We start from the raw sequence: 14,544 nt of genomic DNA on the forward strand, positions 1-14,544 counted from the left end.
CTCCGGAGGTTGCGTCGTCCGGGTTCATCCTCGCACCGGGTGCGGCTGCCCGGCTCGACCGTCCGGTGGGCGGACTGCCGTGCCGGGCCACCGTGGCGGCCCCCGATCACTGCGACCTTCGCCGCAGCGTCGCCGCCCCCAGTCCCAGTACCAGCAGCGCGCACCCCGCCACCACCAGTGCGTCACGGACGAACGTCGCCGTCATGTCCGTGTGCCTGAGGACCTCGTTCATGCCGTCCACCGCGTATGACATGGGCAGGACGTCGGAGACGGCCTCCAGGACCGGGTGCATGGCGGAACGGGGTGTGAACAGTCCGCAGAGCAGAAGCTGAGGGAAGATCACCGCGGGCATGAACTGGACCGCCTGGAACTCCGAGGCCGCGAAGGCGGAGACGAACAGGCCCAGCGCCGTGCCCAGGAGGGCGTCCAGGAGTGCCACCAGGAGCAGGAGCCAGGGGGAACCGGTGACGTCCAGGCCGAGGAACCAGACCGCGAGGCCCGTGGCCAGGGCGGACTGGACGACGGCCACGGTGCCGAAGGCGAGCGCGTAACCCGCGATCAGGTCGGCCTTGCCGAGCGGCATCGCCAGGAGCCGTTCCAGGGTGCCGGAGGTGCGTTCACGCAGGGTCGCGATCGAGGTCACCAGGAACATCGTGATGAGCGGGAAGATGCCGAGGAGCGAGGCGCCGATCGCGTCGAACGTGCGCGGGCTGCCGTCGAAGACGTAGCGCAGCAGCAAGAGCATCACGCACGGGATGACGATCATCAGTGCGATGGTGCGCGGATCGTGGCGCAGCTGGCGCAGGACGCGGACGGCCGTCGCCGTCGTACGCGAGAAGGACAGGGCACTCACGTTCGGCTGCGGTGTCGTGGTGGTCATCGGACCGCTTCCTTTCCGGCCGCCGTCTTCGCCGCCGCCTCGTCGACCAGGTGCAGAAACGCCTCTTCGACCGTCTCCGTGCCGGTCCGGGTCCGCAGGGCGTCCGGGGTGCCCTGCGCGAGGATCTCGCCCTCGCGCATCAGCAGGAGCCGGTGGCAGCGTTCGGCCTCGTCCATGACGTGAGACGAGACGAGGAGCGTGGCGCCGCGTTCGGCCGCGATGCTGTGGAAGAGGGCCCAGAGGTCGCGGCGCAGCACCGGGTCGAGGCCCACCGTCGGTTCGTCCAGGACCAGCAGCTCCGGGGTGCCCAGGAGCGCGACCGCGAGGGAGACCCGGCTGCGCTGGCCTCCGGAGAGGTTTCCGGCGAGGGCGTCGGCGTGCGAGGTGAGGTCCACGTCGGCGATGGCCCGGGTGACCTTCTCGTGGCGGCGGGCTGCGGCGGCGCGCCCGGGGTCGAGGATCGCGGCGAAGTACTCGAGGTTCTGCCGGACGGTCAGGTCGCTGTAGACCGAGGGGGCTTGGGTGACATAGCCGATGCGTGACCGCAGAAGGGCGTCGCCGGCGGGGCGGTCGAGGACCTCCAGAGTGCCGGTCACCTTGGCCTGGGTTCCGACGATCGCGCGCATGAGCGTCGACTTGCCGCAACCGGACGGGCCGAGCAGACCGGTGATCCGGCCGCGGGGGACGGTGAAGCCGAGGCCGCGCAGGACCGTACGGGGGCCGCGTACGACGGTGAGTTGTTCGGCGCGGACGGCCGGACCGGACTCGGGCTCCGGCTCGCCGGGCGGGCGTGGAGGACTGATATTCATCATGCGATGAATATTGCGTGCGACGACGGTGGCCGTCAAGCCCGGTGTGTGCGACGGCGCAAGCGCTCGGCGGGGCGATTCGCACCCGGACGGTCCGCTTCGTACGCCTCCACGTTCACCGTTCGGCCACGGAGACCGCGAACGGGGCCAACCCCCCTTCCCGACCATGGATTTCACTGCGCGGTCAAATGCCGCGCGGGCCCGCCGTGCCCTCCCCCGGCGCGGCACCCACGCATCTCCCGCCGTCGACCGGAGGTGCCGTCGTCATGCCCTGTGGCATACGCGAGGCCGATCTGTCCGCATCCCCCGTCGTGTTCCTCGCGGCGCCCCCGCTGTGCATCGGGGTCGCCGTGGCATCCGGAGTGCCTGCCGAACCGGGGCTGGTGACCGGAATGCTCGGCGGGCCGGTGGCCGGGGCGTTGCCCGGCAGCAGCCTGCAGGTCAGCGGGCCCGCGGCCGGGCTGACCGTGCTCGTGCACGAGGCCGTTCAGTCGTACGGCCTCGATGTGCTCGGAGCACTCGTGCTCGGCTCCGGGCTGGTGCAACTGGCCCTCGGCGCAGTGCGGCTGGGACGGTGGTTCCGGGCGGTGTCCGCGTCCGTCGTCCAGGGGATGCTCGCGGGGACCGGACTGGTGCTGGTCGCCGGGCAGGTGTACGCGCTGGGTGACGTCGCCGCGCCCGCGAGCGGGCTCTCCGGACCGACCGGCCTTGTCACTCCGCCGCGGCACCTCGATCCGGCGGCTCTGACGGTCGGCGGAGCGACCGTGCTCGTTCTGGTGCTCCGGCCGCGACGGCGGCGCGGGGCCCCTGCCGTGCCGGCGCCCTTGCTCGCGGTGGGGCCGGCGTCGCCCGTGACCGCGGTCCTCGATCTCCCGGTGCGCCCCGTGGAGGTGCGGGGACTGCCGGATGCCGTACGGCCGCCGACGCCCCAGAGCCTCGGCCGCCTCACGGAAGTGGGCGCCCTGGGGACGGTGGTCGCCTTCGCGCTCATCGCGTCCGCGGAATCGCTGTTCAGCGCGGCGGCGGTGGACCGGCCGCCGCGCGCGGTCAGGAGGCGGTGGCGACCACCAGGTACACGTCGTAGACCTCCTCGAGGACACCGTCCGGGAACGTCTCGAGGAGGCGTTCCCGCTCCTCGGTGAGGAAGGCGTCCGCTCGCTCCTTGCCGAGGACGAGGAAGATCGAGTGGCTGCCCACGTTGGCCAGATGGGTGTCGACGGAGACCTCGCGGCTCCAGCGGACGACACGGTGGGTGTGGCGCGGGATCCCGGGGGCACCCTCGAAGGCGGCTTCCGTACGGGTGCCGCCCGCGCCGCTCTTGGAGGCGTGTTCGGCGCCGAAGTACCGCCTGATCCGGTCCGCCTGGTCGGCGATCCACGGCACGTCCTGCGCGTCCATGTTCCACCACAGCGCGAGGGCGCCGCCCGGACGCAGCACCCGCAGGGCCTCGGGCACCGAGCGGGCCGGGTCGGTCCAGTGCCAGGCCTGGGCGTAGGTGAGGAAGTCGGCGGACGAAGTGGCGAGCGGAAGGGCGTTGCCGTCGCCGCGCAGGAGGGGGACGCCGGGGAGGCCGCGGCGGAACTCGGCCGCCATGCCGTCGCCGGGCTCCACGGCGACGACGTCCGCACCACGCGCGTGCAGGAGACCGGTCGCGATACCGGTGCCCGCCCCGATGTCGACGACACGCGCGCCGGCGAGAGGTCGTCCGGCGAGCTCCTCCAGGGTGTCGAACAGGACGGGCGGGTAGGACGGCCGGTTCGCGGCGTACTGGGCCGCCGCGGCGTCGAAGGAGCGGGCTCGGGTGGCGTGGGAGGAGGCGGTCATACGTCCATCCTGACGGGCCGTGGGGAGCGGGGCGGCGGGTTCCGGAGCGGGTGGCGCCCGAGGAGTCAGGAACGGCGTTTGCGCGACGGGTTGCCCGTGCGCCGGGACGACCGCTTCTCGTGGTCGGCGCGGGCCTTCTCGTACTCGTCCCGGTGAAGCTTCTCACCGGGGGCCTCGGTCAGGGAGCGCAGGAAGTACGCGAGCAGGGAGCCGACGAAACCGATGGCCAGCAGGCCGCGGAGGGATGCCTGGCGCTCCGGGTCCGGGCGCCGGGTGAAGGACCCCCAGGTGTGGTTGAAGGCCAGTGCGCTGCACGCCGCGAACATCAGCACGACCAGCACGGTCACCACCGAGCCGATGTCGGCGATCTCCAGGCCCTGATAGGCGAAGCGCAGTACGAGGCAGGACACGGCGGCGGCCACGAGCGAGCCGGCGGACACGGCCGCACGGCGCGCCGCATAGCCGTCGTCGTGATTCAGCCAGGTCGTACCGAAGAAACGCAGGGACTCGGGGCGGGGGCCCTTGGGCGTGTCCGGGGTGCCGTTCTCGTCGCTCACGCGTCGATTATCACTCCGGGCGCGGGAGGGCCCCCACCCTTTGCTGTCAGCCGCAACGCTCGGCGACGTATCCGTCGCTTCCTGTGTTCACGTAGGCGTCGGAGACGTATTCACCGCTGTCGATGTTGTCCCAGATGTTCGACGTGCCGTAGTAGCCCGACACCGTCGTGCCCGGCGACTGGCAGAAGATCGCGACCTTGGCGCCCGCCGGCAGCTGGCGCACGACGCTGTAGCCCGTACCCGGACCGCTGCGGACATTGAGCTGGACGCCCGGGGCGACGGGGTAGTAACGCAGTGCGTCGGCCGTGGCGGAAGCCGGCGACCCCAAGGCCATGAGGAAGGCTCCGGTGGCTCCGGCCAGGAGGAGGAACCTTCGTCTTCCAGATGTCATTGCGTACCCTCTCGATTCCGGATTCAGGCGCAGCGGGAGGCTACGTAGCCGTCGCTGCCGGTGTGCACGTAGGTGTCCGAGACGTATTCACCGTTGCTGACGTTGTCCCAGATGTTCGACGTGCCGTAGTAGCCCGACACCGTCGTGCCCGGCGACTGGCAGTAGACCGGGACCGTCGCGCCCTCGGGCAGGACACGAACGATGGGGTAACCGGTACCCGGACCGCTGCGGACATTGAGCCGAACACCTGGTGCCACCGCGTAGTAGTGCACGGCCGCTGCCGTCGTGGCGGCCTCTGCCACGTCGACGTCCTCGGCTTCTTCAACACGGTCAACAGACATGGAAAACCTCCCCCGTTGAACCCCATGACTGCCATGGGGTCCCGTTGATTCCCTTGAATCACGCCATGAAACACACGTATGCAATTCGCACGCGGAGGCTAGCAAGCCGCCTCTGTCTCGTACGAGTCATCGACTAGGCTCCCTGCGACGCGCGCGAAAGAACAGCACGGGGGTGGTCCATGTCGCCACAGCGCAACACCGGACCGGGCCCGGAAGCGGAACTTCCCGAGTACGCCGGGCACTACCGACTGGAGTCCTGCCTGGGCTCCGGGGGCATGGGCGTGGTGCACCTGGCCCGGGGCACCACGGGGATGAAGCTCGCGGTGAAGGTCGTGCACGCCGACTTCGCCAAGGACCCCGAGTTCAGAGGCCGCTTCCGGCAGGAGGTGGCCGCGGCCCGCAGGGTGAGCGGCGCGTTCACCGCGCCGGTCGTCGATGCCGACCCGGAGGCCGAACGGCCGTGGATGGCCACGCTGTACATCCCCGGCCCGACCCTGTCGGATCATGTGAAGCGGAACGGCCCCATGCCCCCGGCGCAGTTGCGTCGGCTGATGGCGGGCCTCGCCGAGGCGCTGCGCGACATCCACCGTGTCGGTGTCGTGCACCGCGATCTCAAGCCGAGCAACGTCCTGCTCGCCGAGGACGGGCCGAAGGTCATCGACTTCGGCATCTCCCGGCCGAAGGACAGCGAGCTGCGCACCGAGACCGGCAAATTGATCGGCACGCCTCCCTTCATGGCTCCCGAGCAGTTCCGGCGGCCCCGTGAAGTCGGGTCCGCAGCCGATGTGTTCGCCCTCGGGTCCGTGATCGTGCACGCGGCGACGGGCCGAGGCCCGTTCGACTCGGACAGCCCGTACGTCGTCGCGTACCAGGTCGTGCACGACGACCCGGACCTGACCGGTGTGCCGGAGGACATCGCACCACTGGTGCTGCGATGCCTCGCGAAGGAGCCCGAGGACCGTCCCACCCCGGACGAGCTGATGCGGGAACTGAGGTCGACTGCGGCCTCGTACGACACCCAGGCGTTCATACCGGCACCACGGACCGTCGAGACGCCGGGTCCCGAGCCCACGGCCGAGAAGCCGAAGCGGCGGTCCGCGATCCGCAGGCGGGCGGCCGTGGCGACGGGCGCGCTCGTCCTGCTCGCGGGCAGCACCTTCGCCGCCGCCCACATGCTCGACGACGGCCGCCCCACGGCTGCCCGGACCGGTCCTCGGGCCACGACGTCCGACTTCACAGCGTGGGATGCGAAGCCGGTGTCCGACGGATCGGGGGCGCCTCGCTGTTCGTATGGAGAAAGGAAACTGCTCTGCGCGCAGGGCGACACGGTCTTCGCCCTCTCCCCCTCCGACGGCGCCCTGTTGTGGCGGCGCTCCCTCAGCGAGGGCGGTCCACAAGGACCTCCCGTCCTGTCGGGCGGGCTCGTGCATCTGACGCGTACCGACGACCGGCCCTCGGAGGCACTGGATCCCGGTTCGGGGCGGACCCGCTGGAAGCAGCGAATGCCGGGGCAGAGCGCACTTGAGTACGTCGGCCGTATGTTGCTGCTCAGCCGAAGCGACGGAGCGGTGACCGGCGTGGACAGCACCACGGGCGAGACGACGTGGACCCGGCACATCCGGAGCTACACCCTGCCGTCCCTCTCCTCGTTCGCCGGGGACCCACTGGCGTACGCCACCAGTACCTCCGACGACGGCACACACACGCAGGTCACCGCACTGGATCCCGGCACGGGTGCCGTGCGCTGGGAGGCGCGGCTGAAGGGAAACCTGGAGCCCGTCGGAGCGCGTGACGGATCGGTCCTCCTCCTCTCCATCGGGAAGTTCCAGGACGCAGAGGCTGTCGTGCGCTACGCCCCGGACTCCGAGGTGACGCGTCGGGTGCCTCTGACCGGCCGCCCCTTGGAGGTCCAGGCAACCGTGCAGGGGAACGTCGTCTATCTCCTGGCGTCAGGCGGTTCGCTGATGGCCGTCGATGTCGAAGCGGGCAAGGAACTGTGGCGCCTCGAGACGAACGTGAGTCTCGGATCGGCGCCGGTCGCCGACAGCACCCATGTGTACCTGACCACCGCGGACGGACGGCTGCTTGCCGTCGACGCCCACGACGGAAGACTCGTCGGGCAGACCCGGCCACGGATGGGCACGGACTCGGACAAGGTCGCGGCGGACCTGACCCGGCCCGTCATCGCCGACGGCCACGTCTACGCCTCCGCCCCCGACGGCACCGTCTTCGCCGTGGACGGGCGCGATCCGTCGCGCTGGTGACATGCCGAAGGGCCGCCCCCTCGGGAGGCGGCCCTTCGCGGTGAGCCCTCAGCCCAGCTTGCTCACATCCCGCACGGCGCCCCTGTCCGCGCTCGTCGCCATCGCGGCGTAGGCGCGGAGCGCGGCCGAGACCTTGCGGTCGCGGTTCGCGGGGGCGTAGACGCCGTTCAGGGCGTCACGGCGGGTGGCCAGCTCCTCGTCGGACACGAGGAGTTCGATCGTGCGATTCGGGATGTCGATGCGGATCCGGTCGCCGTCGCGGACCAAGGCGATGGTGCCGCCCGAGGCCGCCTCCGGGGACGCGTGGCCGATCGACAGACCCGACGTGCCGCCGGAGAAACGGCCGTCGGTGATCAGCGCGCAGGCCTTTCCGAGGCCCCGGCCCTTCAGGTACGAGGTGGGATACAGCATCTCCTGCATGCCCGGGCCGCCCTTCGGGCCCTCGTACCGGATGACGACGACATCGCCCTCCTTGATCTGCTGGGTCAGGATCTTCTCGACGGCCTCCTCCTGCGACTCGCAGACGACCGCGGGTCCCTCGAAGGTCCAGATCGACTCGTCGACACCCGCCGTCTTGACCACCGAGCCGTCGACCGCGAGGTTGCCCCTGAGGACCGCCAGACCGCCGTCCTTGGAGTAGGCGTGCTCCGCCGAGCGGATGCAGCCGCCTTCCGCGTCCTCGTCGAGGGACGCCCAGCGCTCCGACTGGGAGAACGCCTCGGCGGAACGCACACAGCCGGGCGCCGCGTGCCACAGCTCCACCGCCTCCTGGGAGGGGGAACCGCCGCGGACGTCCCAGGTCTTGAGCCAGTCCGCGAGGGACGGGCTGTGGACCGCGTGGATGTCCTCGTTCAGCAGGCCCGCGCGGTGCAGTTCGCCGAGGAGGGCCGGGATGCCGCCGGCGCGGTGCACGTCCTCCATGTAGTACGTGCGGTCCTTGGCGACGTTCGGGGCCACCTTCGCCAGGCAGGGCACGCGGCGCGAGACCTCGTCGATCTCCGCCAGCCCGAACGGCACGCCCGCCTCCTGGGCCGCCGCCAGCAGGTGCAGGATCGTGTTGGTGGAACCGCCCATCGCGATGTCGAGCGCCATCGCGTTCTCGAAGGCGGAGAACGTGGCGATGTTGCGGGGCAGGACCGTCTCGTCGTCCTGCTCGTAGTAGCGGCGGGTGAGGTCCATCACGGTGCGGGCCGCGTCCTCGTACAGCGCCCGGCGGGCGGTGTGGGTGGCGAGGACCGAGCCGTTGCCCGGCAGGGACAGTCCGATGGCCTCGGTCAGGCAGTTCATCGAGTTGGCCGTGAACATGCCGGAACAGGAGCCACACGTCGGACAGGCGTTCTCCTCGATACGGAGGATGTCCTCGTCGGAGATCTTGTCGTTGGCGGCGTCGGCGATCGCGTCGATCAGGTCGAGGGTGCGGACCGTGCCGTCGACCAGGGTGGCGCGGCCGGACTCCATCGGGCCGCCGGAGACGAAGACCGTCGGGATGTTCAGGCGCAGGGCCGCCATCAGCATGCCCGGGGTGATCTTGTCGCAGTTGGAGATGCAGATCAGGGCGTCGGCGCAGTGGGCCTCGACCATGTACTCCACGCTGTCCGCGATCAGGTCGCGCGAGGGGAGGGAGTAGAGCATGCCTCCATGGCCCATGGCGATGCCGTCGTCGACCGCGATGGTGTTGAACTCGCGTGGGATGCCGCCCGCCTCCCTGATCGCCTCGCTGACGATCCGGCCGACCGGCTGGAGGTGGGTGTGGCCCGGCACGAACTCCGTGAAGGAGTTGGCGACCGCGATGATCGGCTTCCGTCCGATGTCCGCACCGGGTACACCGGAGGCGCGCATAAGGGCGCGGGCGCCCGCCATGTTGCGGCCGTGGGTGACTGTGCGGGACCTCAGCTCGGGCATCGTCGCTCGCTCCTTCGGAGAGTTCTGACTTCTGTCGAGCGTACGCCGGTGCTCCAAGGGCCGGACTGAAGTGTCCGGAATACGGGATGCACGTCTCGGTCGACAGGGGCTCGACGCGCCCCTCGGGCGGGGTGCGCCGGGCGCGGGTCAGGGGTTGGTCAGATGGCCCTGCACGACCGGCGCCACCCGTGCCACCAGTTGTTCCAGGTCCGCGGACGCCAATGGCTCCACCTTGATCACGTATCGCAGCATCGCGAGCCCCACCAGTTGCGCGGCCGCCAGTTCGGCGCGCAGCTCCGGGTCCGGGACGTCGAGCCGGCCCGCGATGCGGCGCAGCAGCTGTGTGGCGATCAGACGGCGGAAGACGGCGGCCGCCGTGTCGTTGTTCACAGCCGACCTGACGATCGCCAGCAGCGGCGTACGGGTCGTGGGGTTCTCCCAGATGCCGAGGATGAAGCGGGTCAGGCGTTCGCCGACACCCTCGGGCGGTCCGTCCGCGAACGCCTCGGGCGCGCCCAGGGCGGGCGCGAAGGCCACCTCGATGGCCGCCTCGAAGACCTGTTCCTTGGTACCGAAGTAGTGGTGCACCAGGGCGGAGTCCACGCCGGCCGCCTTGGCGATACCGCGCACGGAGGTCTTCTCGTAGCCGCGCTCGGAGAACTCCTCACGGGCCGACTCCAGGATGCGGTCGCGGGTGGCGGGCGCCGCCGCCGTCTCCGTACGGCTGGGCCGTCCCCTGCCGCGGCGCACACGTCCCGCTCCGGTCGCCTCGCTCACCGGCCGAGCACCTCGCTCATCCTCGGGGCACCCTCACGGCCGACGCCAGGTGCAGACGTGTGAAGGCGAGGGCCTCGGCGAGGTCGGCCTCGCGCTCGGCGCCCGACATGGCCCGGCGGGTGTTCACCTCGATGACGACGTGCCCGTCGAAGCCGGTGTGCGCGAGGCGCTCGAGGACCTCCGCGCACGGCTGGACACCGCGGCCGGGGACCAGATGCTCGTCCTTGTTGGAACCGTTGCCGTCGGCGAGGTGGACGTGACCCAGGCGCTCGCCCATGCGGTCGAGCATCTCCAGAGCGTCGCTACGGGCCGTCGCGGTGTGGCTGAGATCGATGGTGAAGTGACGGTAGTCGTCCCTCGTCACGTCCCAGTCGGGGGCGTACGCGAGCATCTCGCGGTCGCGGTAGCGCCAGGGATACATGTTCTCGACGGCGAACCGCACATCGGTCTCGTTCGCCATGCGCCAGACGCCGTCGACGAAATCGCGGGCGTACTGCCGCTGCCACCGGAAGGGCGGATGGACGACGACCGTGCCGGCGCCGAGCCGCTCCGCGGCCGCGCGGGCCCGCTGGAGCTTGGTCCACGGGTCGGTGGACCACACCCGCTGCGTGATCAGCAGACAGGGGGCGTGGATGGCGAGAACAGGGATCCGGTGGTAGTCGCTGAGCCTGCGCAGCGCATCGATGTCCTGGCTCACGGGATCGGTCCACACCATGATCTCGACCCCGTCGTACCCGAGGCGCGCCGCGATCTCGAAGGCCGTCGCGGTCGACTCCGGATAGACGGAGGCCGTCGACAGGGCGACCTTCGCATCCGGGATGCGCACCACTGGTTCTGCCACGAGGGACAGGGTACGGGGCGGCGCATTGACATGGAGGGCCGCTCGGGGGGCGGGGGACTGTGGGAAGGCGCACAGCGGCCGGATGTCGCCGCTGCCCGTATCGTGCGCGCCCCGCCCGCTCCGGCCGGACCGCCCGAGGGCGCCGGCAGCGGGGATGGCGGGAACCCTTCGCCGACAGGTCCGGGCCATCGGCATGTGCTCGAAGCGGTCTAGGTCGCCGGCATGTGGTCGAGCCGCCGCAGGATCACGCCCTCCCGGAGCGCCCACGGACAGATCTCGACGGTCTCCACCCCGAACAGGTCCATCGCGCCCTCGGCGACCAGTGCCCCGGCGAGGAGCTGGCTCGCGCGGCCGTCGGAGACGCCCGGGAGGTCCGCGCGCTCCTCGGCCGTCATCCCGGTGAGCCGCGGTACCCACGCCTCCAGGGACTGCCGCTTCAGATCACGCTGCACGTACAGGCCCTCGGCGGACCGCGCCGCCCCGGCGAGACGGGCGAGCTGCTTGAACGTCTTGGAGGTGGCCACCACGTGGTCGGGCGCACCGAAGCGGCTGAACTCGCCGACGGTCCGCGCGATCTCCGTCCGCACATGGCGGCGCAGCGCCTTCACGTCGGCCGGGTCCGGCGGATCGCCCGGCAGCCAGCCCGCCGTGAGCCGCCCGGCCCCGAGCGGCAGCGACACCGCGGCGTCGGGCTCCTCGTCGATTCCGTAGGCGATCTCCAGCGAGCCGCCGCCGATGTCGAGGACGAGCAGCTTGCCCGCCGACCAGCCGAACCAGCGGCGGGCTGCGAGGAAGGTCAGCCGCGCCTCCTCCTCGCCCGTCAGCACCTGCAGCTCGACACCGGTGGCGTCCTTGACCCGGGCCAGGACCTCGTCCACGTTGCTCGCCTCGCGCACCGCGGAGGTGGCGAACGGCAGGAGTTCCACGACACCTTTGTCCTCGGCCGCCTGGAGGGCGTCGAGGATCACTGCGATGAGCTTGTCCACACCGTCGCGTCCGATGGCCCCGCCGCCGTCGAGGAGTTGGGCGAGCCGCAGATCGGCCTTGTGCGAGTGCGCGGGCAGCGGGCGCGCACCGGGGTGGGCATCCACCACCAGCAGATGCACCGTGTTCGAACCCACGTCGAGGACACCGAGTCTCATGTACGGAACGCTACTGCCAGTGCGACGGTCCGCCGTCCCCGATGCGGGCCGGAGCCACTTACCCTGGATGCGTGCCAAAGACGAAAAAGGCGAAGTCCGACAAATCCTCCAAGGGCTCGAAGGATTCGCAGGCGAAGGCGTCCAGGAAGGTCCCGAAGGTGAGCGACGAGAAGGGACTCGACTTCGCACGCGCATGGGTGGAGTTTCCGGATCCGGCCGACGACGAGCAGATCTTCCGGTGCGATCTGACATGGCTGACCTCTCGCTGGAACTGCATCTTCGGTAGCGGCTGCCAGGGCATCCAGGCGGGCCGCGCGGACGACGGGTGCTGCACGCTAGGCGCGCACTTCTCCGACGAGGACGACGAGAAGCGGGTGGCCGAGCACGTGGCACGGCTCACGCCGGAGATCTGGCAGAACCATGACGTGGGCATGGAGACCGGCTGGGTCGCGGAGGACGACGAGGGCTCCCGGCAGACCCGGCCGTACCAGGGATCGTGCATCTTCCAGAACCGGCCCGGGTTCCCGGGGGGCGCCGGCTGCTCGCTGCACATCCTCGCGCTGCGGGAGGGCCGCGAACCGCTGGAGACCAAACCGGACGTCTGCTGGCAGCTGCCGGTCCGGCGGACGTACCAGTGGATCGAACGGCCCGACGACACCCGGGTGCTCCAGGTGTCCATCGGCGAGTACGACCGCCGCGGCTGGGGGCCGGGCGGCCACGACCTGCACTGGTGGTGCACCTCGGCCACATCGGCGCACGGCGCGGGCGACCCGGTGTATGTCTCGTACCGGGCCGAGCTGACCGAGATGATGGGCAAGGCGGGGTACGACCGGCTGGCCGAACTGTGCGAACAGCGCCTGGCCTCGCAGTTGCCGCTGGTGGCGCCGCACCCCGCGGATCCGGTGGGCTGAGGCCGGCGTACGACCGTCGCCCCGCTCACCCACGGTGACGGGCGCCTAGGAGGGCGGGCTCGGCGTGCCGCTGTCGGTGGGCGGCGGCGGGGTCGAGGCCGGAGGGTCGGTGGGCGTCGGATCCGTGGACGGGGGATCCGACGGGGTCGGCTCGCTCGTCGTGGGGTCCGGGCTGCTCGACGGCGGATCGCTCGACGGGGGGACGGACGGCCCCGGAGGATCCGGGGTGGGCCGGGGGCCGGGCGGGCCCGCGGTCCCGTATCCGTCGATCGTGACCACCGCGCCCGCGGGGGCCACGGCCACGCGCGCGTGCCAGGAGCCGGCGGGCTCGCGGAGGTGGTCCACGTGCACTCGGACAGTGAACGATTCTCCTGGCGCGAGCGTCCCGGAGGACCGGTTCGTGTAGAGCCAGGAGGCCTTCGTCGACACGGACCAGCGAACCGGCGCGTCGCCGGACGCCGTCAGCGTGATGAGCGTGGTGGTGCCGTCGCTGTGGGCCGCCACCTTCAGCTGTCCCTCGCCGGGCGCGCCCTTCCTCACCCCGATGACCTCGACCGAGACATCCGGCGCGCGGCCGTCCTTGCCGAAGGGCGCGCCGGGACGCGCGCTGGCGTTGCCCGCGTTCTCGTAGCCGCCCGCGCCCTCACCGCCGAGGGCGTCGGTGCCGTGCGCCTCCCGTGCGGTGGCGGGGCGTCCGTCGGCCCCCTCACCGGTGAGGGGGCCGCGGTAGGCGGCCCACAGGGCGAGGACGGGGGCCGCGATCACGGTGGCGACCACGGTCGTCGTGACGGCACGCGCGCGCAGGCGGTCGCGGCGGGCCGCGTGGTCCTTGGGGTCCATGGGGAAGCCGCGCCGGTCGAAGCGGGGAGCGCCGCCCCGCGCGCGGGGAGTGTGCGCCACCGCGGTGCGAAGGGCGGCGCGGGGCGCCTCGAGGACGGGAAGGGCCTCGGGCGTCACGCTCGTGCCCGGCCAGGTTCCGGGCACCGCGCGCTCGGCGGTACGGCGGCAGCGCGGGCAGCCGTCGACGTGCCGGACGAGTTCACGGCGCAGGGTGGCGCTGAGCACCAGGCGATGGTCGCCGGTGAGGCGGGCGACGCTCGGACAGGTGCCGGTCTCGACGACGGCGAGGGCGGCGCGGGTGCGCTCGACCTCGCAGGCGGCGGAGGCGAGGAGTTCCCTGGCGACGGCGAGGTCCATGCCGAGCACGGCGGCGACCTCCGGAGCGGCGAGCTGATGGCGTACGGCGAGCTCCAGCGCCTCGCGCTGCTCCGGGGTGGTGCCTGCGGCCTCCGGCCAGGCGAGCCGGGCGAGCTCCCGGCGGCGCTCCTCCTCGGTCTCCTCGGAGACGGGGGCGGCGCCGATCGCCTCGGCGGCGCGCCGGTCGGCGGAGTCCTTGTACCCGCGGGAGCCGCTGTCGCGCCCGACGGCATGGCCGGGCTGCCTGCGCCGCCGCGCCTCGGCGAGCCGGCGCAGACAGGACCAGCGGGCCAGGGCGTACAGCCAGGCCCGGCAGTCGTCGGCGGACTGCGGACCGCGCGCGCCGCGGCGCTCGGCGAGCGCCAGCGCGTCCGCCAGGACCGCGGTCGCCGCGTCGTGATCGCACAACACGGACAGGCAGTAGGTGAACAGGCCGTCCAGGTAGGCGTCGTAACGCCCGGGCGGCCGCTGTGCCGGGGTGCGCGTGTGTGCGCCGCGAGGCGCCCCGCCCCGCTTGCGCGAGTCCCTTCGCGCCGGGTGCGCGCCGCCGGCGTGCGTGGAGGTCTCCGGCCTGCTGCTCATCACCTGTGCGACCGTAGGCGCCGACAGGTGATGCCTTCTTCCTCCTTGAGCACTTTTACTCCGTACGGGTGAAACGATCCCTCATACAGGGACCGGAATGGCCTATTCCGCGACGTCGGACCCGTG

13 protein-coding genes and 1 pseudogene are annotated in these 14,544 nt (G+C 71.6%); 3 read left to right on the forward strand and 11 right to left on the reverse strand.

All coding sequences use genetic code 11. The features are described from left to right. Nucleotides 1-106: 106 nt before the first annotated feature. The gene (locus tag RCR19_RS16590; protein ID WP_220293172.1) at nucleotides 107-880 is read right to left on the reverse strand and encodes an ABC transporter permease; all 774 of its coding nucleotides are present in this window, start codon (nucleotides 878-880) and stop codon (nucleotides 107-109) included. Further along, nucleotides 877-1,692 (reverse strand): ABC transporter ATP-binding protein, encoded by an 816-nt coding sequence (locus RCR19_RS16595; RefSeq protein ID WP_331265854.1) that lies wholly within the window; start codon nucleotides 1,690-1,692, stop codon nucleotides 877-879. The genes RCR19_RS16590 and RCR19_RS16595 overlap by 4 nt, the downstream gene beginning before the upstream one ends. A gap of 263 nt (nucleotides 1,693-1,955) precedes the next feature. On the opposite strand from RCR19_RS16595, the pseudogene RCR19_RS16600 reads away from it, so the two are divergent. Next, nucleotides 1,956-2,723 (forward strand): annotated as a pseudogene (locus tag RCR19_RS16600) (SulP family inorganic anion transporter); the annotation flags it as partial. Nucleotides 2,724-2,736: 13 nt separating this feature from the next. On the opposite strand, the gene RCR19_RS16605 reads toward RCR19_RS16600, so the two are convergent. The 4 genes from RCR19_RS16605 to RCR19_RS16620 all read right to left on the reverse strand — a co-directional run bounded on the left by RCR19_RS16605 (nucleotide 2,737) and on the right by RCR19_RS16620 (nucleotide 4,802). Beyond that, nucleotides 2,737-3,513: a class I SAM-dependent methyltransferase gene (locus RCR19_RS16605; RefSeq protein WP_331265855.1), complete on the reverse strand. Its 777-nt coding sequence runs from the start codon at nucleotides 3,511-3,513 to the stop codon at nucleotides 2,737-2,739. 65 nt (nucleotides 3,514-3,578) lie between these two features. Then, complete coding sequence (locus tag RCR19_RS16610) at nucleotides 3,579-4,070, reverse strand: EamA/RhaT family transporter (RefSeq protein ID WP_331265856.1); 492 nt, start codon at nucleotides 4,068-4,070, stop codon at nucleotides 3,579-3,581. A gap of 46 nt (nucleotides 4,071-4,116) precedes the next feature. Continuing rightward, on the reverse strand, nucleotides 4,117-4,404 hold the full coding sequence (locus RCR19_RS16615) for an SH3 domain-containing protein (RefSeq protein WP_331265857.1): 288 nt from the start codon (nucleotides 4,402-4,404) through the stop codon (nucleotides 4,117-4,119). Nucleotides 4,405-4,484: 80 nt separating this feature from the next. Continuing rightward, a complete protein-coding gene (locus tag RCR19_RS16620; RefSeq protein ID WP_331265858.1) occupies nucleotides 4,485-4,802 on the reverse strand; it encodes an SH3 domain-containing protein in 318 nt (105 codons plus the stop codon). 179 nt (nucleotides 4,803-4,981) lie between these two features. On the opposite strand from RCR19_RS16620, the gene RCR19_RS16625 reads away from it, so the two are divergent. Further along, nucleotides 4,982-7,066, forward strand: a complete 2,085-nt coding sequence (locus tag RCR19_RS16625) for a serine/threonine-protein kinase (protein WP_331265859.1) — start codon at nucleotides 4,982-4,984, stop codon at nucleotides 7,064-7,066. A 48-nt stretch (nucleotides 7,067-7,114) separates the two neighbouring features. Here the strand turns inward: RCR19_RS16625 and ilvD are convergent, their stop codons facing one another. From ilvD to RCR19_RS16645, 4 genes are all read right to left on the reverse strand, one after another. Further along, a complete protein-coding gene (ilvD, locus tag RCR19_RS16630; RefSeq protein ID WP_331265860.1) occupies nucleotides 7,115-8,968 on the reverse strand; it encodes a dihydroxy-acid dehydratase in 1,854 nt (617 codons plus the stop codon). Between the two features lie 147 nt (nucleotides 8,969-9,115). Then, nucleotides 9,116-9,745, reverse strand: a complete 630-nt coding sequence (locus RCR19_RS16635) for a TetR family transcriptional regulator (RefSeq protein WP_331265861.1) — start codon at nucleotides 9,743-9,745, stop codon at nucleotides 9,116-9,118. A 16-nt stretch (nucleotides 9,746-9,761) separates the two neighbouring features. Beyond that, entirely contained in the window at nucleotides 9,762-10,586 is an 825-nt protein-coding gene (locus RCR19_RS16640; protein ID WP_331265862.1) for a sugar phosphate isomerase/epimerase, read from the reverse strand. A gap of 209 nt (nucleotides 10,587-10,795) precedes the next feature. Continuing rightward, complete coding sequence (locus RCR19_RS16645) at nucleotides 10,796-11,728, reverse strand: Ppx/GppA phosphatase family protein (RefSeq protein ID WP_331265863.1); 933 nt, start codon at nucleotides 11,726-11,728, stop codon at nucleotides 10,796-10,798. Between the two features lie 71 nt (nucleotides 11,729-11,799). On the opposite strand from RCR19_RS16645, the gene RCR19_RS16650 reads away from it, so the two are divergent. Further along, the gene (locus RCR19_RS16650; RefSeq protein ID WP_331265864.1) at nucleotides 11,800-12,639 is read left to right on the forward strand and encodes a hypothetical protein; all 840 of its coding nucleotides are present in this window, start codon (nucleotides 11,800-11,802) and stop codon (nucleotides 12,637-12,639) included. A gap of 45 nt (nucleotides 12,640-12,684) precedes the next feature. On the opposite strand, the gene RCR19_RS16655 is transcribed toward RCR19_RS16650, so the two are convergent. After that, nucleotides 12,685-14,421, reverse strand: coding sequence for a hypothetical protein (locus tag RCR19_RS16655; protein WP_331265865.1), 1,737 nt, complete (start codon nucleotides 14,419-14,421; stop codon nucleotides 12,685-12,687). Nucleotides 14,422-14,544 lie beyond the last annotated feature (123 nt).

Source organism: Streptomyces sp. WAC07094, from assembly GCF_036320405.1.
In the GTDB taxonomy this organism is placed as follows: domain Bacteria; phylum Actinomycetota; class Actinomycetes; order Streptomycetales; family Streptomycetaceae; genus Streptomyces; species Streptomyces lannensis.

Excerpts from the sequence above, each read along its gene's own strand:
- RCR19_RS16590 (WP_220293172.1), bottom strand. The coding sequence starts at position 880 with ATGACCACCACGACACCGCAGCCGAACGTGAGTGCCCTGTCCTTCTCG.
- RCR19_RS16595 (WP_331265854.1), bottom strand. The coding sequence starts at position 1,692 with ATGATGAATATCAGTCCTCCACGCCCGCCCGGCGAGCCGGAGCCCGAG.
- RCR19_RS16605 (WP_331265855.1), bottom strand. The coding sequence starts at position 3,513 with ATGACCGCCTCCTCCCACGCCACCCGAGCCCGCTCCTTCGACGCCGCG.
- RCR19_RS16615 (WP_331265857.1), bottom strand. The coding sequence starts at position 4,404 with ATGGCCTTGGGGTCGCCGGCTTCCGCCACGGCCGACGCACTGCGTTAC.
- RCR19_RS16620 (WP_331265858.1), bottom strand. The coding sequence starts at position 4,802 with ATGTCTGTTGACCGTGTTGAAGAAGCCGAGGACGTCGACGTGGCAGAG.
- RCR19_RS16625 (WP_331265859.1), top strand. The coding sequence starts at position 4,982 with ATGTCGCCACAGCGCAACACCGGACCGGGCCCGGAAGCGGAACTTCCC.
- ilvD (WP_331265860.1), bottom strand. The coding sequence starts at position 8,968 with ATGCCCGAGCTGAGGTCCCGCACAGTCACCCACGGCCGCAACATGGCG.
- RCR19_RS16645 (WP_331265863.1), bottom strand. The coding sequence starts at position 11,728 with ATGAGACTCGGTGTCCTCGACGTGGGTTCGAACACGGTGCATCTGCTG.